Source organism: Pseudomonas maumuensis (genome assembly GCF_019139675.1).
Lineage (GTDB): Bacteria > Pseudomonadota > Gammaproteobacteria > Pseudomonadales > Pseudomonadaceae > Aquipseudomonas > Aquipseudomonas maumuensis.
This window is the reverse complement of sequence record NZ_CP077077.1, coordinates 3,782,538-3,802,897: the sequence shown is the minus strand read 5'-3', so window position 1 is coordinate 3,802,897 and position 20,360 is coordinate 3,782,538. Positions and strand designations below refer to the sequence as shown.

General features: G+C 67.1%; 12 protein-coding genes. 4 read left to right on the top strand and 8 right to left on the bottom strand.

Annotation, left to right across the window (positions count from 1 at the left end):
• Positions 1–62: 62 nt before the first annotated feature.
• Positions 63–224 (bottom strand): hypothetical protein, encoded by a 162-nt coding sequence (locus KSS90_RS16925; protein ID WP_217866505.1) that lies wholly within the window; start codon positions 222–224, stop codon positions 63–65.
• Positions 225–363: 139 nt separating this feature from the next.
• On the opposite strand from KSS90_RS16925, the gene KSS90_RS16920 reads away from it, so the two are divergent.
• The 4 genes from KSS90_RS16920 (at position 364) to KSS90_RS16905 (ending at position 8,733) form a co-directional block, all read left to right on the top strand.
• Positions 364–2,382 (top strand): alpha-1,4-glucan--maltose-1-phosphate maltosyltransferase, encoded by a 2,019-nt coding sequence (locus KSS90_RS16920; protein ID WP_217866504.1) that lies wholly within the window; start codon positions 364–366, stop codon positions 2,380–2,382.
• 175 nt (positions 2,383–2,557) lie between these two features.
• On the top strand, positions 2,558–5,875 hold the full coding sequence (gene treS / locus KSS90_RS16915; protein ID WP_217866503.1) for a maltose alpha-D-glucosyltransferase: 3,318 nt from the start codon (positions 2,558–2,560) through the stop codon (positions 5,873–5,875).
• Positions 5,876–8,086 (top strand): 1,4-alpha-glucan branching protein GlgB, encoded by a 2,211-nt coding sequence (gene glgB, locus KSS90_RS16910; protein WP_217866502.1) that lies wholly within the window; start codon positions 5,876–5,878, stop codon positions 8,084–8,086. It abuts the gene before it with no gap.
• A gap of 242 nt (positions 8,087–8,328) precedes the next feature.
• Positions 8,329–8,733 carry a hypothetical protein gene (locus KSS90_RS16905; RefSeq protein WP_217866501.1) on the top strand — a complete coding sequence of 135 codons (405 nt, stop codon included), beginning with the start codon at positions 8,329–8,331 and terminating at the stop codon, positions 8,731–8,733.
• 24 nt (positions 8,734–8,757) lie between these two features.
• On the opposite strand, the gene KSS90_RS16900 is transcribed toward KSS90_RS16905, so the two are convergent.
• From KSS90_RS16900 to treZ, 7 genes are all read right to left on the bottom strand, one after another.
• The gene (locus tag KSS90_RS16900; RefSeq protein WP_217866500.1) at positions 8,758–9,834 is read right to left on the bottom strand and encodes an autotransporter domain-containing protein; all 1,077 of its coding nucleotides are present in this window, start codon (positions 9,832–9,834) and stop codon (positions 8,758–8,760) included.
• A 320-nt stretch (positions 9,835–10,154) separates the two neighbouring features.
• Entirely contained in the window at positions 10,155–10,949 is a 795-nt protein-coding gene (locus KSS90_RS16895) for an endonuclease/exonuclease/phosphatase family protein (RefSeq protein WP_217866499.1), read from the bottom strand.
• A gap of 256 nt (positions 10,950–11,205) precedes the next feature.
• Complete coding sequence (gene glgX, locus KSS90_RS16890; protein ID WP_139672123.1) at positions 11,206–13,359, bottom strand: glycogen debranching protein GlgX; 2,154 nt, start codon at positions 13,357–13,359, stop codon at positions 11,206–11,208.
• A 129-nt stretch (positions 13,360–13,488) separates the two neighbouring features.
• On the bottom strand, positions 13,489–13,758 hold the full coding sequence (locus KSS90_RS16885) for a DUF2934 domain-containing protein (RefSeq protein WP_217866498.1): 270 nt from the start codon (positions 13,756–13,758) through the stop codon (positions 13,489–13,491).
• Between the two features lie 17 nt (positions 13,759–13,775).
• Complete coding sequence (locus KSS90_RS16880; RefSeq protein WP_217866497.1) at positions 13,776–16,550, bottom strand: malto-oligosyltrehalose synthase; 2,775 nt, start codon at positions 16,548–16,550, stop codon at positions 13,776–13,778.
• Positions 16,547–18,616 carry a 4-alpha-glucanotransferase gene (malQ, locus tag KSS90_RS16875; protein WP_217866496.1) on the bottom strand — a complete coding sequence of 690 codons (2,070 nt, stop codon included), beginning with the start codon at positions 18,614–18,616 and terminating at the stop codon, positions 16,547–16,549. Before malQ ends, KSS90_RS16880 begins: the two co-directional genes overlap by 4 nt.
• Positions 18,613–20,355, bottom strand: a complete 1,743-nt coding sequence (gene treZ, locus KSS90_RS16870; protein ID WP_217866495.1) for a malto-oligosyltrehalose trehalohydrolase — start codon at positions 20,353–20,355, stop codon at positions 18,613–18,615. Before treZ ends, malQ begins: the two co-directional genes overlap by 4 nt.
• Positions 20,356–20,360 lie beyond the last annotated feature (5 nt).

Genomic DNA, 20,360 nt, shown 5'->3' with positions numbered 1-20,360 from the left:
TATATGCCGGCCCCGCGACGAGGCCGGCCAAGACGGTCAGATTTGCGCAGCCTTGTCTATCCTCAAGCTTTCACCGGCGGCTCCTGGCTCGGCGGGTCGCCCACGGTCGGCGGCACGGTCGGCTTGATCGGCAGTTCGTCCGGCTCCTGCTCGGGCACCGGCGGCGGCAAGCTTGGGTCGTCGATGTTCGGGTCGGGTGTCTCCGGTGGAATGGGAATGTTCATGGGCCTGGCCTCGTGGGATGAATGAAGGGGTGTCGCAGGCTTTGACCCAGGTCTGCACCGCGCGCTCATTTTTTTTGAACCCCTGCGCCCGACCACGGCTCTGAACCCTTACCGCCACCAGCCCAGGGGAGCAAGGTCGATGTCTGGTAACGAGCCGTTCGAAAGCGTGCCCATGGCGGGCGATCATCCGGACCAGGCGATCAGCCTGTCCCAGGCGCTGCTGGCGCCGCGTATCGTGATCGAGGACGCAAGCCCGGTGCTCGACGGCGGTACCTTTGCCGCCAAGGCCGTGCGTGGACACTCGGTCGGGGTGGGCGCCAAGGTCTACACCGACGGCCACGACCGCCTGGCGGTGACTCTGCATTGGCGCCAGGCCCACAGTCGGCGCTGGCACTGCGTGGCCATGCACTCACCGGGCAACGACCTGTGGCTGGCCGAGTTCACGCCCACCGAACTGGGGCTGCACCTGTTCAGCATCGAGGCCTGGATCGACCCCTGGGCCACCTACTGCCACGACCTGGAGAAGAAGTACGCCGCCGGCGTGGAGGTCAAGCTGGAGCTGGAGGAGGGCCGCTTGCTGCTGGGCAAGGGCATCGAGCGCAGCGACGGCTTGCTGCGCGAGCAACTGGCGCAGTTGCAGCAGCGCTTGCCGGGGTTGCCGGTGGATGAACAGGTGAAAGCGTTGCTGCACCCCGACGCCGCACGCCTGATGGGGGAGGCGGAGCATCGCAGCTACCTGACCCGCAGCGGCGAACTCCCGCTGGACGTGGACCGCGAGGCGGCCCAGTTCGCCAGCTGGTACGAGCTGTTTCCGCGTTCGGTCACCGACGACCCCGAACGCCATGGCACTTTCGACGACGTACACCAACGCCTGCCGATGATCCGCGACATGGGCTTCGACGTGCTGTACTTCCCGCCCATTCACCCCATCGGCATGAAGCACCGCAAGGGCCGCAACAACGCCTTGCAGGCCGAGCCCGGCGATCCCGGCAGCCCCTACGCCATCGGCAGCCCCGAAGGTGGGCACGACGCCATCCACCCGCAGCTGGGCAGCCGCGAGGACTTCCGCCGGCTGGTCGCCGCTGCCGCCGAGCACGGCCTGGAGATCGCTCTGGACTTCGCCATCCAGTGCTCCCAGGATCACCCCTGGCTCAAGGAGCACCCCGGTTGGTTCAGCTGGCGCCCCGACGGCACCATCCGCTATGCGGAAAACCCGCCGAAGAAATACCAGGACATCGTCAACGTCGACTTCTACGCCCCCGAGGCGGTGCCGAGCCTGTGGCTGGCACTACGCGACGTGGTGGTCGGCTGGGTCGAGGAGGGGGTGAAGACCTTCCGCGTCGACAACCCGCACACCAAGCCGCTGCCGTTCTGGCAATGGCTGATCGCCAATGTGCGCAGCCAGCACCCCGAGGTGATCTTCCTCGCCGAGGCCTTCACCCGCCCGGCGATGATGGCGCGCCTGGGTAAGGTCGGCTACGCGCAGAGCTACACCTACTTCACCTGGCGCAACAGCAAGCAAGAGCTGCGCGACTACTTCGAAGAGCTCAACCAGCCGCCCTGGAGCCAGTGCTACCGGCCTAACTTCTTCGTCAACACGCCGGATATCAACCCGTACTTCCTGCAGACCTCCGGGCGGGCGGGCTTTCTGATCCGTGCGGCGCTGGCGACCATGGGTTCGGGATTGTGGGGCATGTACTCGGGCTTCGAGCTGTGCGAAGGCACGCCGTTGCCGGGCAAGGAGGAGTACCTGGACTCGGAGAAATACGAAATCCGCCCCCGGGACTTCACCCAGCCCGGCAACATCGTTGCCGAGATCGCCCAGCTCAACCGCATCCGCCGGCAGAACCGCGCCCTGCAGACCCACCTGGGGGTGGTGTTCCTCAACTGTTGGAACGACAACATTCTCTACTTCGCCAAGCGCACCCCCGAGCGCGACAACTTCATTCTCGTGGCCATCAGCCTCGACCCGCACAACGCCCAGGAGGCCAGCTTCGAGTTGCCGCTATGGGAGCTGGGGCTGGACGACAGCGCCGACACCCAGGGCGAGGATCTGATGAACGGCCAACGCTGGACCTGGCATGGCAAGACCCAGTGGATGCGCATCGAGCCGTGGCACCAGCCGTTCGGTATCTGGCGCATCGAAAGGGCTACATGAAGGGCCGCTTTGCGGCCATCGCCGGCAAGCCGGCTCCCACAGGGGGCGGCGCTGGCAGTGAAATTTGCACATGACCTGTGGGAGCTGGCTTGTCGTGGCGACGAACCGCAGCGATGGGCTGCGCAGCAGCCCCCGTCCAGGCGACACGGTCCCGCAGCACTGAAAGGAGTCCCCAATGGCCAAGCGTTCCCGCCCGGCAGCCTTCATCGACGATCCGCTGTGGTACAAGGACGCGGTGATCTACCAACTGCACGTGAAATCGTTCTTCGACGCGAACAACGACGGCATCGGCGATTTCGCAGGCCTGATCGGCAAGCTCGACTACATCGCCGAACTGGGCGTCAACACCCTCTGGTTGCTGCCGTTCTACCCCTCGCCACGGCGCGACGACGGCTACGACATCGCCGAGTACAAAGCCGTGCATCCGGACTACGGCAGCATGGCCGACGCCAGGCGCTTCATCGCCGAGGCGCACAAGCGTGGCCTGCGGGTGATCACCGAGCTGGTCATCAACCACACCTCCGACCAGCACCCCTGGTTCCAGCGCGCCCGGCATGCCAAGCGTGGCAGCAAGGCCCGGGACTTCTACGTGTGGTCGGACGATGACCAGAAGTACGACGGCACGCGGATCATCTTCCTCGACACCGAGAAATCCAACTGGACCTGGGACCCGGTGGCCGGTCAATACTTCTGGCACCGCTTCTACTCGCACCAGCCGGACCTCAACTTCGACAACCCGCAAGTGCTCAAGGCAGTGATCGGGGTGATGCGCTTCTGGCTCGACATCGGCGTCGACGGCCTGCGCCTGGACGCCATCCCCTACCTGATCGAGCGCGACGGCACCAACAACGAGAACCTCCCCGAGACCCATGTGGTGCTCAAGGCGATCCGCGCCGAAATCGACGCCAACTACCCCGACCGCATGCTCCTGGCCGAGGCCAACCAGTGGCCCGAGGACACCCGCCCGTACTTCGGCGAGGGCGACGGCGACGAATGCCACATGGCCTTCCACTTCCCGCTGATGCCGCGCATGTACATGGCCCTGGCCATGGAAGACCGCTTCCCGATCACCGACATCCTGCGCCAGACCCCGGAGATCCCGGCCAACTGCCAGTGGGCGATCTTCCTGCGCAACCACGATGAGCTGACCCTGGAGATGGTCACCGACCGCGAGCGCGACTACCTGTGGAACTACTACGCCGAGGACCGCCGCGCCCGCATCAACCTGGGGATTCGCCGGCGCCTGGCGCCGCTGCTGCAGCGCGACCGGCGGCGTATCGAGCTGCTCACCAGCCTGCTGCTGTCGATGCCCGGCACGCCAACGCTGTACTACGGCGACGAACTGGGCATGGGCGACAACATCTACCTGGGCGACCGCGATGGCGTGCGCACTCCCATGCAGTGGTCGCCGGACCGCAATGGCGGCTTCTCTCGCGCCGACCCCCAGCGCCTGGTGCTGCCGCCGATCATGGACCCGCTGTACGGCTACCAGACGATCAACGTCGAGGCCCAGGCCCACGACCCGCATTCGCTGCTCAACTGGAATCGCCGGCTGCTGGCGGTGCGCAAGCAGCAGAAGGCCTTCGGCCGCGGCAGCCTGAAGATGCTCACGCCGAGCAACCGGCGGGTGCTGGCCTATATCCGCGAATACACCGATGCCGAGGGCAACGTCGAGATCGTGCTGTGCGTGGCCAACGTCTCGCGGGCCGCCCAGGCCGCCGAGCTGGAGCTGTCGCAGTACGCCGACAAGGTGCCGGTGGAGATGCTTGGCGGTAGCGCCTTCCCGCCCATCGGCCAACTGCCGTTCCTGCTGACGTTGCCGCCCTACGGCTTCTACTGGTTCCTGCTGGCCAGCCACGACCGCATGCCCAGCTGGCACATCCAGCCCAGCGAAGGCTTGCCCGAGCTGACCACCCTGGTGCTGCGCAAGCGCATGGAAGAACTGCTCGAAGCACCGGCGCGCGAGACGTTGCAGGACGCGATCCTGCCGCAGTACCTGCCCAAGCGCCGCTGGTTCGCCGGCAAGGAAGGGCCGATCGATCAGGTCCGCCTGCGCTATGGCGTGCGCATGGCCACCCCGGCGTTGCCGGTGCTGCTTGGCGAGCTGGAGGTGCATAGCGAGGGCGTGGTCACCCATTACCAGCTGCCGTTCGGCCTGCTCCCGGAAGAACAGATCAACGCCGCGCTGCCCCAGCAGCTGGCGCTGTCGCGGGTACGCCGTGGCCGTCAGGTGGGGTTGATCACCGACGCCTTCGTGCTCGAACCCTTCATTCGCGCCGTGCTCCAGAGCTGCCAGGACGGCCTGCGACTGGCCTGTGGCGAAGGCCTGGGCGAGTTGCACTTCCACAGCACCGAGCAGTTGGCCGCGCTGCAGCTCGATGAGCACAGCGAGGTGCGCTACCTGAGCGCCGAGCAGTCCAACAGCTCGGTGGTGGTCGGTGGCAGCCTGGTGCTCAAGTTGATCCGGCGGGTCAATCCGGGCATCCACCCGGAGCTGGAGATGAGCGCCTATCTGACAGCCGCCGGCTTTGCCAATATCTCCCCGTTGCTGGCCTGGGTCAGCCGCGTGGACGACAGCGAGCAGCCGCACCTGCTGATGATCGCCCAGGGCTACCTGAGCAACCAGGGCGACGCCTGGGACTGGACGCAGAACACCCTGGAACGGGCGATCCGCGACCAGATGGAGCCCGCCAGCGTTGAGCAGGAGGCGCACACCGATGCCCTGGCCGAGCTGACCGGTTTTGCCGCCTTGCTCGGCCAGCGCCTGGGCGAAATGCACCTGCTGCTGGCCGCGCCGAGCGACGACGAAGCGTTCCGTTCACGCCCGAGCGATGCCCGCGACAGCGAGCGTTGGAGCCACCAGATCAGCGCCGAACTGAGCCATGCCCTCGATCTGCTCGCCCAGCACCGTGACAGCCTGGACAGCGACAGCCAGGCTCTGGTCGACGACCTGCAGCAACAGCGCGCAGGCCTGCGACAGCATGTCGACAGCCTCGCCCGCCAGGCCCATGGCGGGCTGCTGATGCGGGTACACGGCGACCTGCACCTGGGCCAGGTGCTGGTGGTGCAGGGCGACGCCTACCTGATCGATTTCGAGGGCGAGCCGGCGCGGCCACTGGACGAACGCCGGGCCAAGCACAGCCCGTACAAGGATGTCAGCGGTGTGCTGCGTTCCTTCGACTATGCTGCTGCGATGATCCTGCGCAGCGCCTCGGCGGTAGACCTCTCCGAGGCGGCGCGCCAGGCCCGGCAGCGAGTCGCCCGGCAGTACCTGCACCAGTCGCGCCATGCCTTCGTCGAAGCCTATGGGTTGGCCACCGCCGCCATGCCCCACGCCTGGCAACAGGCCGAGGGCGAGCGCGCCGCGCTGGAGCTGTTCTGCCTGGAGAAGGCCGCCTACGAAATTACCTATGAAGCCGAGAACCGGCCAAGTTGGCTGGCCGTGCCTTTGCATGGCCTGCATGGACTGATCAGTACCTGGGGAGAGTCATAGATGAATGCAACCACGCGTGACAACGGCGGCCTTCGGCAACGGGACCTCGATGCCCTGGCCCGCGCCGAGCACGCCGACCCGTTCGCCGTACTCGGCCCGCACCCCGATGGTGCGGGCGGCCAGTTCATTCGCGCCTTCCTGCCCAGCGCGTGGAGCGTGCGCGTGCTGGCGCGCGACGACCACCGCGAGCTCGCCGAGATGCGCCAGGGTGGTGTGCCCGGGCTCTTTACCGCGCACCTGGAGCAGGCGCATCCCTACCTCCTGCAGATCGGCTGGGCCGGTGGCGAGCAGGTCACCGAGGATCCCTACAGCTTCGGCCCGCAGTTGGGCGAGATGGACATGTACCTGTTCGCCGAGGGCAACCACCGCGACCTGTCCGGACGCTTTGGCGCGCAGCCTACCGCGGTCGACGGCGTCGAGGGCGTGTGCTTTTCGGTCTGGGCGCCCAACGCCCGGCGGGTATCGGTGGTGGGCGACTTCAACAACTGGGATGGCCGTCGCCACCCCATGCGCCTACGTCATGGCGCCGGGGTGTGGGAGTTGTTCGTGCCCCGGCTCGGCGTGGGTGAGACCTACAAGTTCGAGGTGCTCGGCCACGACGGTGTGCTGCCGCTCAAAGCCGACCCCCTGGCGCGCGCTACCGAATTACCGCCGAGCACCGCCTCCAAGGTGGCCGGCGCCCTGGCCCACGAATGGCGCGATGGTCAGTGGCTGGAACACCGGGCCCAGCGCCACGCCTACAGTGCGCCGCTGTCGATCTACGAGCTGCACGCCGGCTCCTGGCGCTGCGAGCTGGACGACGCCGGCGAGGTAGCCCGCTACTACAACTGGCGTGAACTGGCCGAGCGCCTGGTGCCTTATGTGCAGGAACTGGGCTTTACCCATATCGAGCTGATGCCGATCATGGAGCACCCCTTCGGCGGCTCCTGGGGCTACCAGCCGCTGTCGCTGTTCGCGCCGACCTCGCGCTATGGCAGCGCCGAGGATTTCGCCTTCTTCGTCGACGCCTGCCACCAGGGCGGCATCGGCGTGATCCTCGACTGGGTGCCGGCGCATTTCCCCACCGACGAGCATGGCCTGGCGCGCTTCGACGGCACCGCCCTGTACGAATACGACAACCCGCTGGAAGGCTTTCACCAGGACTGGAACACGCTGATCTACAACCTCGGGCGTAACGAGGTGCGTGGTTTCATGCTGGCCTCGGCGCTGCACTGGCTCAAGCACTTCCATATCGACGGCCTGCGCGTGGACGCGGTGGCCTCGATGCTCTACCGCGACTATTCGCGCAAGGCCGGCGAATGGGTGCCCAACCGCCACGGCGGGCGCGAGAACCTCGAGGCCATCGACTTCATCCGCCACCTCAACAGCGTTGCCGCCGTCGAGGCGCCGGGCGCGCTGATCATCGCCGAGGAATCCACCGCCTGGCCCGGCGTCAGCCAGCCGGTGCAGCAGGGCGGGCTAGGCTTCGCCTACAAGTGGAACATGGGCTGGATGCACGACACCCTGCACTACATCCAGAACGACCCGGTACACCGCACCTTCCACCATAACGAGATGAGCTTCGGGCTGATCTACGCCTACTCCGAGCATTTCATCCTGCCCATCTCCCACGACGAGGTGGTCCACGGCAAGCATTCGCTGATCGACAAGATGCCCGGCGACCGCTGGCAGAAGTTCGCCAACCTGCGCGCCTATTTGGCGTTCATGTGGACCCACCCAGGCAAGAAACTGCTGTTCATGGGCTGCGAGTTCGGCCAGTGGCGCGAGTGGAACCACGACCAGCAGCTGGACTGGTACCTGCTGCAGTACTCCGAGCACCAGGGCGTGCAGAAGCTGGTGGCCGACCTCAACCGCCTGTACCGCGACCTGCCCGCGCTGCATGAGCAGGACTGCCAACCCCAGGGCTTCCAGTGGCTGATCGGCGACGACGCGCACAACAGTGTGTATGCCTGGTTGCGCTGGAGCAGCGAGGGCGAGCCGCTGCTGGTGGTGGCCAACTTCACCCCGGTGCCGCGCGAGGGCTACCGTATCGGCGTGCCGTTCGGCGAGCACTGGGTGGAGCTGCTCAACAGCGACGCCGAGCTGTATGCCGGGTCGAATGTCGGCAATCTCGGGGCAGTGGTGGCCAATGAGGTCGCCAGCCATGGCCAGCCGTTGTCGCTGGCGTTGAACTTGCCGCCGCTGGGGGTGTTGGTGATGAAGCCGGCCTGAAGCGCATTGGCCCTCTGCCGAGACCCTCGGTGAAGGGCCAGTAAGGTCGCATGTCACGTGCCGTTCGTGGATCTATTCGGGTAAACGTGCGTGAACGGCTGGCCGCTGTCGTAGGTCGCTAGCCATCGTCGTTACAGGCTTTTCCTTGTTTGCGCGATGCCATTGCATGCCCGAACCCGGGGTGCGCAGATGGTCCGCTGCCCATCGGGCATTTCACTCATCGAGCACAAGGAAACCAACCCATGAACTCTCCAATAGCCTCTGCGACGTGCGCCGGCCTGCTTGCGCTGCTTGCCCTTTGTCAGGATGCGCTGGCCGAGCAGCGACAGTACACAGCGGCGATCAGTAGTACCGGGAAAGTGCTGCGCCAGTCATCCAACTGGCTCGACAAGGTTGAAGTCAGCGGGCAGCCCGGCTATTTCGCTGAATACACCATTGCCTTCAAAGCCGATGTCTTTGCCCGCCAGCCAGGCTATTGTTCGGTCGCCGCCACCGACCGCAGCGATTACGACGACATCTTCTACGGCAAGGCCCAGCTTGGCGGTACTCCGGACAGGCAACAGGTGAAGGTGCAGACTCACCGTGTCGGCGACTCTCGGCGCGATCACGACCCGCGCATGAGCTTCCTGCTGCTGTGTGTCAAGTAAGGGAGACAAGCATCCGGCTAGCGCTTACCAGCGCATCCGCACTCCCAGGCTGCCAATCAAGCCATTCAGGTCATTGTCATCCACATCGGAGCTGTAGTCGGCGCTGACGAACAGCGCCACGTTCGGCGTTACCCGGGCCACCAGGCCCAATCCCAGTTCCACCGTGGCGGCGCTGCGCGAGCTGGAGATCTTGTCGACCTGATCCAGCTTCACCGGGTCGGCGTTGCTGAAGTCGTACCAGACGTTGGTGCGCACATAGGGTTCGATGGGCATGCCACGTACTTCATAGCGCGCCGACAGTTTGGCGCCGACCCGGCCACTCCAGCTGGGTTGGCTGTCGAAGGCTTGCAGGGTCTCTTCCTGCACCTGGCTGCCAGGGAAGAACTGCTGGTTGATCAACTGCGCCTGCGGCTCGATGACCCAGCCTGCGCCCAGGCCGATGGGGTAGCCACCCTCCACCGAGAAGGTCATCGCGTGGCCGCTGTCGTCGAGGCGCTGGCCGGCCTGGGAGCGGCCATTGACGTCGATGCGTGTGCCCATGGCCACGGCGTCCACGTGCCAGCCCTGCTCGTGGGTCATGCTCCAGTACACGCCGAGGCTTTCGCCACTGAGGTTGACCGCGTTGCGTTGCTTGTCGCCAAGCAGCGGGCGCATACCGTTGAAGGTGCTCTGCAGGTTGTTGTGGCCGACGAAGATGCCCGCGCGATGCACATTGCCCGCATTGGTTTCACGCACGAACAGGTCCGGGCCGATCACCATCTGCTGGCTGGGTGCCTCCACCTGTGCCGGTGGCTGGGCGCCCTGGCGCGGCGTGCCGGGGAAGAACTGCGCCCACTGGCTGGCAATGTGTTCGTTGTCGAGTTGGCCGTGGCGCTCGCCCATGCGTTCGGAAAAGGCGTTCAGCATGCCCTGGCTAAGGCCGCTGGCGCTGACCGGATCGAGCGATAGTCGCGGCACCTCGGGTTGCGCCAGGAAGGGGGCGAAGGGCTCGCCCTCCTGCAGTTCGAACGCGAAGGTTTCCACCGGGGTTGCCAAGAGCAGCGACGTGGAAACCGCACAGAAAAAAGCGTCGAAGCGCAAGGAATTCGAGGTGCTTTTCATGGCGGATCTCCTGTTGATGAGTGAAGTGAACAGCCCGATACCTGGCCTGATGTCACGAGCTGTACGACAAGAACAGGGGCGACCCAAACCAGCGCGCCAGCTTCTTGGAGCGCGCACGAGGGCGCGAGCTAGAGGCCCGGCACGAGATTTTCCATCTGGTGATTACTGTTCAGCTAAGGAGAGGACCGCGCTTGCGTCAAGAAAGCGTGAAATGCTCTCAAAATGCCTGTTTGAAGGCATAACTTATTGAATGTATGTGATTTTCAAAGATGCATATCGATAATGGTGATTTGCCGCCACGCCGCTATGCCGAATCGTTGCTACAAGCGCACCTCCACCGCCAGTGGCAGGTGGTCGGAGAGGTGAGTCCAGGGCTTGTTGCCAAGGATTCTTGGCGCGTGGCTCTCGGCATTGCGCAGGTATACACGGTCCAGGCGCAGCAGGGGCAGACGGGCGGGGTAGGTGCGGGCCAGCAAGCCATGATGGCGCTCGAAGGCCTCGTGCAGGCCGCGGTGCAGGCGCAGGGTGCGATTGCCGCGCAGTTGCCAGTCGTTGAAGTCGCCAGCGATGATCACCGGGGCGTCGGCGGGTAGCGCATCGAGCAAACGGCGCAGCAGCTGCAACTGTTTTTGCCGGTGCCGCTCGAGCAATGACAGGTGTACGCAGATCGCATGCACCTGGCGCTGGCCGGGCACGTCCAGCACGCAGTGCAACAGGCCGCGGCGCTCGGGGCCGGTGATCGACACGTCGAGGTTGCGGTGCTCGATGATCGGGTACTTGGACAGCAGCGCGTTGCCGTGGTGGCCGTCGGGGTAGACCGCGTTGCGGCCATAGGCGAAGTCGCTCCACATGCTGTCGGCGAGGAATTCGTACTGTGAGGTCTGGGGCCAACCGGGGTAGCGCGCGGCGTGGCGGTCGTGGCTGCCGAGCACCTCCTGCAGGAACACGATGTCAGCCCCGGTGCTGCGCACCGCCTCGCGCAGCTCCGGCAGGATGAAGCGTCGGTTGAAGGCGGTGAAGCCCTTGTGGGTGTTGACCGTCAGCACCTTGACCCGATGCACGGCCGGGGCCTGGCTGACGCTGGCGAAACCTGGACTGCCGGCTTCGAGGTTCACGGTCACTCCTGTTCTATGGGGGCCGCCTTGCGGCCCATCGCCGGCAAGCCGGCTCCCACCCCGACCGCGCCGCCCTCAAGCCAAGTGCCATCCCTGTGGGAGCTGGCTTGCCAGCGATGAGGCCATTACAAGCTACACAAGCCAGTTGCTGCTCGGCGCTGGGCTTGTGGGAGCCGGCTTGTCGTGGCGACGAACCGCAACATCCCCTGGTTCAACTGGCTCGACACAGTCTAGGACAGGACTTCCTGTTTCGGGTTCAGTCCTCCTCCCGCTGCAACACCATCAGCAGCAACGACCGCCCCTTGACCTCGAACACGGTGTCGAACGCCAGGTGCTGCGCCTTGCGCAGCTCGGGCCGGTCGGTGTCGACCAGGCAGCTCCAGTAGTCGCCCTCCGGCACTGCCGGTAGGGTGAAAGGCACCACGTCGTGGTAAGCGTTGACGATCAGCAGCATGGTCGCCTCGGCGCCTGGCCGGGCGATGCCGCTGACCTGGGCGCGGCCATCCATCAGCATGCCCAGGCAACGCCCATGCGGATCTTCCCACTGCTCGACGGTCATCTCGCTGGCGTCCGGAGCCAGCCAAGTGACGTCCTTGACGCCGATCGCCTCGTTGTAGTCGCCGACCAGGAAACGCGAGCGGCGCAAGATCGGATAGGCCAGGCGCAGCCGGGTCAGGCGCTTGACGAAGGCCATCAGCGCCTGGCCGTCCTCGTCCAGGTCCCAGTTCACCCAGCCGATCTCGCTGTCCTGGCAGTAGGCGTTGTTGTTGCCGTGCTGGGTGCGGCTGAACTCGTCGCCGGCAACGATCATCGGCGTGCCCTGGGCCAGCAGCAGGGTAGCGAAGTAGTTGCGCATCTGGCGCATGCGCAGGGCATTGATCGCCGGGTCGTCGGTGGGGCCTTCGACGCCGCAGTTCCACGACAGGTTGTTGTCGGTGCCGTCCTGGTTGTTCTCGTCGTTGTCCTCGTTGTGCTTGTCGTTGTACGACACCAGGTCGCGCAAGGTGAAACCGTCGTGGGCGGTGACGAAGTTGACCGAGGCGTAGGGGCGCCGGCCGCGGTTGTTGAACAGGTCGCCCGAGGCGGTGATGCGCGCGGCAAAGTCGGCGAGCATGCCTTCGTCGCCTTTCCAGAAGCTGCGCACGGTGTCGCGAAAACGGTCGTTCCATTCCGCCCAGCCCGGGGCGAAGTTGCCCACTTGGTAGCCGCCTGGGCCGCAGTCCCAGGGCTCGGCGATCAGCTTGGTCTGGCTGAGCATAGGGTCCTGGCGACAGGCGACGAGGAAGCCGTGGCGCTCGCTGTAGCCATCGTGATAGCGGCCGAGGATGGTCGCCAGGTCGAAGCGAAAACCATCCACGTGCATCTCGCCGGCCCAGTAGCGCAGCGAATCGGTGACCAGTTGCAGCACCCGTGGATGGCTCATGTCGAGGGTGTTGCCGGTGCCGGAATCGTTGATGTAGAAGCGCCGGTCGTCGGGCATCAGGCGGTAGTACGAGGCGTTGTCGATACCGCGCATCGACAGGGTCGGGCCGCGTTCGTTGCCTTCGGCGGTGTGGTTGTAGACCACGTCGAGGATCACCTCCAGGCCTGCGTCGTGCAGGTGGGCGACCATCTCCTTGAACTCGGCGATCTTGCCGCTGGCCAGGTAGCGCGGGTGGGGGGCGAAGAAGGCGATGCTGTTGTAGCCCCAGTAATTGTTCAGGCCCTTGTCCAGCAGGTGCTGGTCGTTGACGAAGGCGTGGATCGGCAGCAGCTCGATGCTCGACACGCCCAGCTCTTTGATATGGCCCAGCAGCTCGTCGTTGGCCAGGCCCGCGAAGGTGCCGCGCAGGTGCTCGGGCACCGCCGGGTGGCGCATGCTGATGCCGCGGGTGTGGGCCTCGTAGATGATGGTGCGCTCCCACGGGATCGACACGCGCTGGTCGCGGCCCCAGGTGAAGGCCGGGTCGATGACCTTGCACTTGGGTACGAACGCCGCGCTGTCGCGCTCGTCGAACGACAGGTCGCCGTCGGGGTGGCCGATGGTGTAGCCGAACAGCGCCTCGGACCATTTCAGCGTGCCCACCAATTGCTTGGCATAGGGGTCGATCAGCAGCTTGTTGGGGTTGAAACGGTGGCCGTTCTCGGGCTCGTAGGGGCCATGCACCCGGTAGCCGTAGACCAGGCCCGGGTGGGCGTCGGGCAGGTAGCCGTGGTAGATCTCGTCGGTGTACTCGGGCAGCTCGATGCGCTCGATTTCGGTTTCGCCCGTGGCGTCGAACAGGCACAGCTCGACCTTGGTGGCGTTGGCCGAGAACAGGGCGAAGTTGACCCCAAGGCCGTCCCAGGTGGCGCCGAGGGGGAAGGGCAGGCCTTCGCGAATGCGCGATGGGGCGACGGAGCGGGTTTTCTTTGGGGTGCGGGGGCTCATGGCGGTCCTCATGGTCCGGGGAGAGGGGGCCATCGCGGGGCAAGCCCGCTCACACGCACGAGCACTCAGTGACTGAGGCGTGGGAGCGGGCTGGCCCCGCGATGAGGGCGGTACAGGCTTGCAAAAGGCTCAGCCAGAGGCAGGTTTCTTCGCCGCTCGCGGTTTTTTAGCCGCCGCAGCCGGCTTCACGCCCGGCAACGCCGCCACCTTGGGCTCTGCCGGTGGCTTGGGCTTGGCCGCTGCCTTCTTGCGTGGCGGCGCCTTGGGGGCCAGCGCCTCGGCTTCGGCCAGCTTGCGCGCCTTGTCCCAATGTTCCTCCTCGCGCCCCTCGGGCTTACCCTCCGACTCCCAGATCTGATAGGCGAACTCGCGAATACGTTTTTCATCGACACTCATCACGACGCTCCTGAATACAGTTAGGCATGCTCAATCAACACATTGACCGGAAACTCTGCCAGCACGGTGCTCAACATCAGCTCCCTTGAAGGGGTGACAGCACCGCCGCCGAAAAGTCCCGAACAGTTGGCAGGCGACAAGGCAAACGGCAGTACAAGCCGGGTATCGTCCCAGTTCTGAGCCGGGATCAACGGGGTGGCGGCAGCGCCCAGCAGGACGCTGGCCAGCCGTGGCACGACAATGATGGCGCGCTCGCCCTGGCCTAGGCGGACAAAGGCCAGCACCTGGTCGGCGTGGCGGCCCTGCACGCTCAGCGGCAGGTAGGCGCCGCGCTGGAACAGCTCGGGATGGGCCTGGCGGGCATCCAGCACGCGGGCCACCAGGGCCTGCTTGATGCGGCCATCGCGCCAGTGGGCGAGCAGCTCGGCCAGGGGCGTGCCGTCGTCGAGGCTGGCGCGCCTGGCCGGGTAGTCCACCGGGCGGCGGTTGTCCGGGTCGACCAGCGAGAGGTCCCAGTACTCGTTGCCCTGGTACAGGTCCGGCACGCCGGGGGTGGTCATGCGCAGCAGGCACTGCACCAGGCCGTTCAAGGCGCCGGGGCAGGCCAGGCGCTGCGCGGCCTCGTGCAGGGACTGGCGCAGCTGCTGGTTTTCCTCGTCCAGCAGCAGGCCGTCGACATAGGCCGCGCAAGCCGCCTCGTAGCGTTCGTTGGGCGCGGCCCAGCTGCTGCGCAGCTTGGCTTCGCGCAGGGCCTTGGATTGCCATTGGCGAAGGCGTTCGGCGTAGCCGTTCAGGGCTTGCCGGTCATGCAGGTCGAGGTCCAGTGGCCAGCTGCCGAGCAGCGTCTGCAATAGCAGCAGCTCGTCGCCGGGGCTTGGCGCCTGCCCATCGTCCAGTGCTTCGCGCAACGGCGCGGCCAGCTCGCGCCAGTGCTCGACACGGCTGGCCAGCCAGGGCGCGCGTTCGCTGAGCACGGCCAGCCGCGCGCGGCAGTCTTCGCCGCGCTTGTGGTCGTGGGTGGCGGTGGCCAGCAGGTTGTCGGGAAAGTCGCGCAGGCGGCGCTGGGCTTCGTTGTGGAACCAGGCCGCATCGGCGCTGAAACGCTCGGCATCGAAGCCCACGTCGTTGCGCGACAGCAGCCGGGCGGATCGATAGAAGGCGGTGTCCTCCACGGCCTTGGCAGCGCTGGGGGCGGTCAGTTGCTGGAAGCGCACGCAGGCGTGGCGCAGGTGCTTGCGCGGGCGGCCTGGCGGCAGGTGCCGCCAGGGTTGGCCGCCAAGCCAGCGTTCGAGCTGTTCGAGCAGCGGCCAGTCGGCTTCCCCCAGCGACTGGCGCGCGCCGGTGAGCGCCTGCTGGAAGAACGCCTCGTCCTCGGCGGGCCGGCCGCAGGCGTTGATATAGGTGCGGTACACCGGGTAGTGCTCGACCAGCGCCTGCAGCGCCCGGCGAATCGCGCCGAGGGTGAGGTCACGGGTCATCAGGTCGTCGCGGGCCACCTGCAGCAGGGCCTGGGCCACCGACTCGCAGTCGCCGGCCAGGCTGGCGTTGAGCACCAGGTGGCGGGCGATGCGCACCTCCTCGGGGAACTCGGGACGCTCGCTGGTGCTGCGCCATAGTTCGTCCAGGGTGGGCTCGCCCACAGGGTCGTGCTGTAGCAGCGACACCTGGTTCATGAACTCGTAGCCGGTGGTGCCGTCGGTGAGCCAGTCGCGGTGCAGGTGTTCGCCCGTGCCGAGGATCTTTTCCACGTAGATCGGGAAGTGTGCCAGCGCGGCAGCGACGGGACGTCGCGCCAGCAGCGAATCGACCCGGCGGCGCAGGTTGCGGCAGTAGCGGCGCGGATCCGCGAGGCCGTCGATGTGGTCGATGCGCAGGCCATCGACCAGGCCGCGCTCGATCAGCTCGAACAGCTTGGCGTGGGTGGCCTCGAACACCACGGCACGCTCCACGCGCAGGCCGCCGAGTTCGTTGATGTCGAAGAAGCGCCGCCAGTTGATGTCGTCGGCGGCGGTGCGCCAGCTGGCCAGGCGATAGGTCTGGCGTTCGAGCAGCAAATGCAGGCGCTTGAAGCCTGCTTCTTCGCGGCTGTCGAAGGCGGCGAGGGCCGCTTGCGGATCCGCGCCGGCGGCAGCCACACGCGCCAGTTCGCGGTGTAGCGGCTGGGCCTCGGCCAGAGGATCGGCCGCCTCGCCGAGGGCGCTGAAATGCGCGGCCAGCGCCTGCAGGCGCGGGTCCTCGGCCTGGCCGAGGATGCGTGGATAGTCTAATGGGCAGATCGGGAAACGGTGCTCATGGTGGGCGATTTCGAAGCGCCCGTGTTGTGCGTCGAAGGTCAGCGGGATCTCGCCGTTGTGCAGGGCGGCGCCATAGTCGCTGCCGAGGAACGGCAGCAACAGCTGGCCGGCCAGCAACGGGTCGCTGGAATGCCACTGGATATCGAAGAATTCCGCGTAGGGGCTGCGCCGGCCCCAGGCCAGCAGGCTCTGCCACCAGGGGTTGTCGGCGCCGCCCACGGCCATGTGGTTGGACACGGTGTCGACGATCAGCCCCATGCCATGCTGGCGCAAGGCGGCCACCAGGCGTTCGAGCGCCGCCTCGCCGCCGAGTTCGGGATTGACCCGGGTCGGGTCGACCACGTCATAGCCATGGCGCGAGCCTGCGCGGGCGGTGAGGATCGGCGAGGCGTACAGGTGGCTGATACCCAGCCGGGCGAAATAGGGCACCAGCGGTACCGCGTGGTCGAGGGTGAAGTCGCTGTGCAGTTGCAGGCGCAGGGTCGCGGTCAAGGGTTTCATCGGTCACGCTCCCAGGCTTGTTCGCGGGCCTGGGCCAGCAGCTCCAGGCGCCGGGCGGCGTCCTCGTCGTCGAGCAGCTCGCGTACCGGCGCCTTGAAGCGGCGCCGCCAGTTGGGATGGCCGCTGGTGGTGCCGGGCAGGTTGGGTTGCTCGTCGCTGCCCAGCAGGTCTTCCAGCGGCACCAGCACCAGCGGTGCGCGGGTATGGCCGACGTAGCGGATCGCCGCGTCGATCAGCGCCGAATCGTCGCGCAGTGGCCCGTAGTTCTGCTCCAAGGTACGGCGCAGTCCATCGCGCTCCAGGGCCCGGGTGTGGCGCCAGTGCAGTTCGGTGGCGGCGTCGATCAATTGCAGGCGATGGCTCCAGTCGATGTCACGGCTGGCCAGCCAGCCGGCGAGCGGCGCCAGGTCATGGGTGCCGGTGGTGGCCAGGGCGTTGTCCGGCCAGTCGAGGATCGGGGTGAACCGGCCTGGCGGTTGCTGCTCGAACGGCAGCACGCGCATGCCCAGCACGGCCTTGTCGGCCAGGCGCTCGCGCAGGCCCTCGGGCACGGTGCCCAGGTCCTCGCCGAGGATGATCGCCTGGTGTCGCACCGACTCCAGCGCCAGCAGGCGCAGCAGGTCGTCCAGCGGGTACTCCAGGTAGGCGCCTTCGCTGGGCTTGGCGCCACGGGGGATCAGCCACAGGCGGCGCAGGCCCATCACATGGTCGATGCGCAGGCCGCCGGCATGGGCCAGGTTGGCCCGCAGCATTTCGATGAAGGCGCGGTAGCCATTGCGCCGCAGGCCTTCAGGGGAGAATGCGCAGATGCCCCAGTCTTGCCCGGCGCGGTTGAGGATATCGGGCGGGGCGCCGACGTTGAGTTCGGCCAGCAGTTCGTCCTGGCGGCTCCAGGCCTGGCTGCCGGCACCGTCGGCGCCCACCGCCAGGTCGGCGATCAGGCCCACGGCCATGCCGTTGCCGCGCGCCGCATCCTGGGCCCGTTGCAGGCTGCGCTCGGCCAGCCACTGACAGAAGGCATGGAACTCGACCCGCGCCGGGTAGGCGTTGGCGAAGGCCTCGACCTCGGGGTCGTAGGGGTCGTGCCAGGCCTTGGGCCAGTTGCGCCAGTCCGCGCCCAGGCCGCTGCTCACCGCCTCGGCCTGCAGCACTTCGAAGCGGCAGTGGTGTTCCAGTTGCTCGCCGGCGTTGGCGCGAAAGCTATCGAAGTCCGCGCGCAAGGGGTGCTCGCCCTGGCTGAAGTGCCGGTAGAGCGCTTCGAGCAGGCGCAGTCGGGCCTCGGCGGCCCGGGGCCAGTCCACCAGCGTCTGCTGCTCCAGCGCTTCGAGGGTGGCCTGCAGGCCACAGGCCTCGGTGGCCATGCGCACTTCGCGTTCGCCGAAGACCACGCCGGGGCTGGCATAGAGCACATTCAGCAGCAGGCGGCTGGACGGCGAATAGGGGCTGTAGTGATGTTGGTCGAAGGCCGACAGGGTGTGGATCGGGCTGATCGCCAGGGCATCGGCGCCGCGCTCGGCTGCGTGGCGCGCCAGTTGTTCCAGCGCCAGGCAGTCGCCAAAGCCGCCATCGCCGGGGCGTCGCAGGCTGTACAGCTGCACGGCGAGGCCCCAGCAACGGGGCGGGGGCTGCTCCACGCAGTCTTGCAGGGCATGGCAACGCACCGGTGCCACGGCCACGGTGCAGGTCCGGCCATCGATATCCAGGCGGTGATAGCCCAGGGGCAAGCCGGCCGGTAGGCGCGCCTGGGCGTCCAGGGTCAGGCTGCGCTGGCTGCCGTCTTCCAGGCTGCAATGCACCTGGCTGGCGGCGCTGAAGTAACGCTGCAGGTCTAGGGGCTGGTCGATGTCCACGGTCAGCAACGGTGGCAGGTGCTCGCTGTCTTCGGCCTGCTCGACGGCGCGCAGGCTGGCGTCGATCTCGGCAGCGTTGCCTGCCGGGTGGCCAAGGCCGGCGAGCACCTGGCGCAGCACGTCATCGCTGACCTGCTGCGGGCGGTTGTTGGCGTCGATCCAGTCGCGGGCCAGGCCCACCCGGGCGGCCAGGCGGTGAAGGGGCTCTGCGCTCATGGCGTCTCCTGGTCGGGGGGCAGCAGGCTCACCACGCAGCTGTGCGCGGCGAGCGTCGAGTCGGGGTGGGCGTTGTCGCTGCTGTCGAACAGGCGGCGGGGCAGGGCCGGCAGGGTGACCGGCTGGGGCTGGGCATCGAGGTTCAGGTCGATGCGCAGCTGCTGGCCGTCGCCCAGGCGCCAGCGGGCGGTCAGCGCCTTGGCGCCGAGTACCTCGCAGCCCTCGGCGCGGGTGCCGGGCAGGTGCGGGATGACATGGCGCCTGCGCAATTCGAGCAACTGCTGGTACAGGCCGTGCCAGCCGGCCAGCACCTCTTGTTGCCGAGGTTTGGAGGTTTCGAAGGTGGCCTCGGCGTTGGGGTCGGGTATCTGCTCGCGCTTCTGCGGGTCGGCGAAGGCTTCGAAATGAGCGAACTCGCCACGCCGGCCTTCACGCACGGCATCGGCCAGCGCGTCGTGGAAGTCGGTGAAGAACAGGAACGGCTTGCGGCTGCCGTCGTCGTCGCCCATGAACAGCAGCGGGATCATCGGTGCCAGCAGCAGCAGGGTGGTGGCCGCCTTCAGGGCCGGCGGCGGGCAGAGCCGGGACAGCCGTTCGCCCAGGGCGCGGTTGCCGACCTGATCGTGGTTCTGCAGGAACAGCACGAAAGCGCTGGGCGGCAGGTGGCCGCTGGGCTCGCCGCGCGGCCTGCCGTGGCGGTCGGGCTGGCCCTGGAACACGAAGCCCTCGGCCAGGCAGCGCGCCAACTGCTCGATTGGCCGGTCCTTGTAATCGGCGTAGTAGCCTTCGGTTTCGCCGGTCAGCAGTACGTGCAGGGCGTTGTGGCCGTCGTCGTTCCACTGCGCATCGAAGCCTTGCTCGAGCAGCGTGGCCTGGTTGTGCTCGTTCTCCAGCACCAGCCAGACCTGCCGCCCGGGCTCGACCGTGGCGCGTACCCGCTGCGCCAGTTCGACGAGAAAGTCCGGCTGGTCGATGGCATGCACCGCGTCCAGGCGCAGGCCGTCGCAACGGTAGTCGCACAGCCACATCAGGGCGTTCTGGATGAAGAACTCGCGCACCTCGGCGCGGCGGAAGTCGATGGCCGCGCCCCACGGTGTCTGGCGGTCTTCACGGAAGAACGGGCTGGCGTAGCGGTGCAGGTAGTTGCCGTCCGGGCCGAAGTGGTTGTAGACCACGTCCACCAGCACCATCAAGCGCTGGCCATGGGCGGCGTCGACCAGCGCGCACAGGTCCTGCGGGCGACCATAGCTGTGCTGCGGGGCGAATGGCAGCACGCCGTCGTAGCCCCAGTTGCGCGCGCCGGGGAACTGCCCCAGCGGCATCAGCTCGATGGCGCTGACCCCCAGTTCGGCCAGGCGCGGCAGCACCTTGGCAACGCCCGCGTAGCCGTCGAGCAGGCCGACGTGCAGCTCCTGGATCACTGCCTCGTGCCAGGGCCGCCCCTGCCAGGGATGGCGCCACGGGTAGCCGCCCAGGTCGACCAGCTCGCTGGGGCCCTGCACGCCCTCGGGCTGGCAGCGCGAGGCCGGGTCGGCCACGCGCAGTTCATCGTCGATCACGAACTGATAGCGCTCGCCCACCTGGCAGGGGGCGACGCCGGTGTACCAGCCATCGTCGTCGGGCAGCAGTGCCACGGGCGGCTGCTGGCCGATCGCCACGCTCACGCTGCGCGCATCTGGCGCCCACAGGGCGAAGCGCGCCGACGTGGCGTCCAGCAACTGTGCGCCATGCTTGTGCATCGTCG

Coding starts and splice junctions, on each gene's coding strand:
- KSS90_RS16925 (WP_217866505.1), bottom strand. CDS start 224: ATGAACATTCCCATTCCACCGGAGACACCCGACCCGAACATCGACGAC.
- malQ (WP_217866496.1), bottom strand. CDS start 18,616: ATGAGCGCAGAGCCCCTTCACCGCCTGGCCGCCCGGGTGGGCCTGGCC.
- KSS90_RS16880 (WP_217866497.1), bottom strand. CDS start 16,550: ATGAAACCCTTGACCGCGACCCTGCGCCTGCAACTGCACAGCGACTTC.
- KSS90_RS16900 (WP_217866500.1), bottom strand. CDS start 9,834: ATGAAAAGCACCTCGAATTCCTTGCGCTTCGACGCTTTTTTCTGTGCG.
- KSS90_RS16905 (WP_217866501.1), top strand. CDS start 8,329: ATGAACTCTCCAATAGCCTCTGCGACGTGCGCCGGCCTGCTTGCGCTG.
- treS (WP_217866503.1), top strand. CDS start 2,558: ATGGCCAAGCGTTCCCGCCCGGCAGCCTTCATCGACGATCCGCTGTGG.
- glgX (WP_139672123.1), bottom strand. CDS start 13,359: ATGAGCCCCCGCACCCCAAAGAAAACCCGCTCCGTCGCCCCATCGCGC.
- treZ (WP_217866495.1), bottom strand. CDS start 20,355: ATGCACAAGCATGGCGCACAGTTGCTGGACGCCACGTCGGCGCGCTTC.
- KSS90_RS16920 (WP_217866504.1), top strand. CDS start 364: ATGTCTGGTAACGAGCCGTTCGAAAGCGTGCCCATGGCGGGCGATCAT.
- glgB (WP_217866502.1), top strand. CDS start 5,876: ATGAATGCAACCACGCGTGACAACGGCGGCCTTCGGCAACGGGACCTC.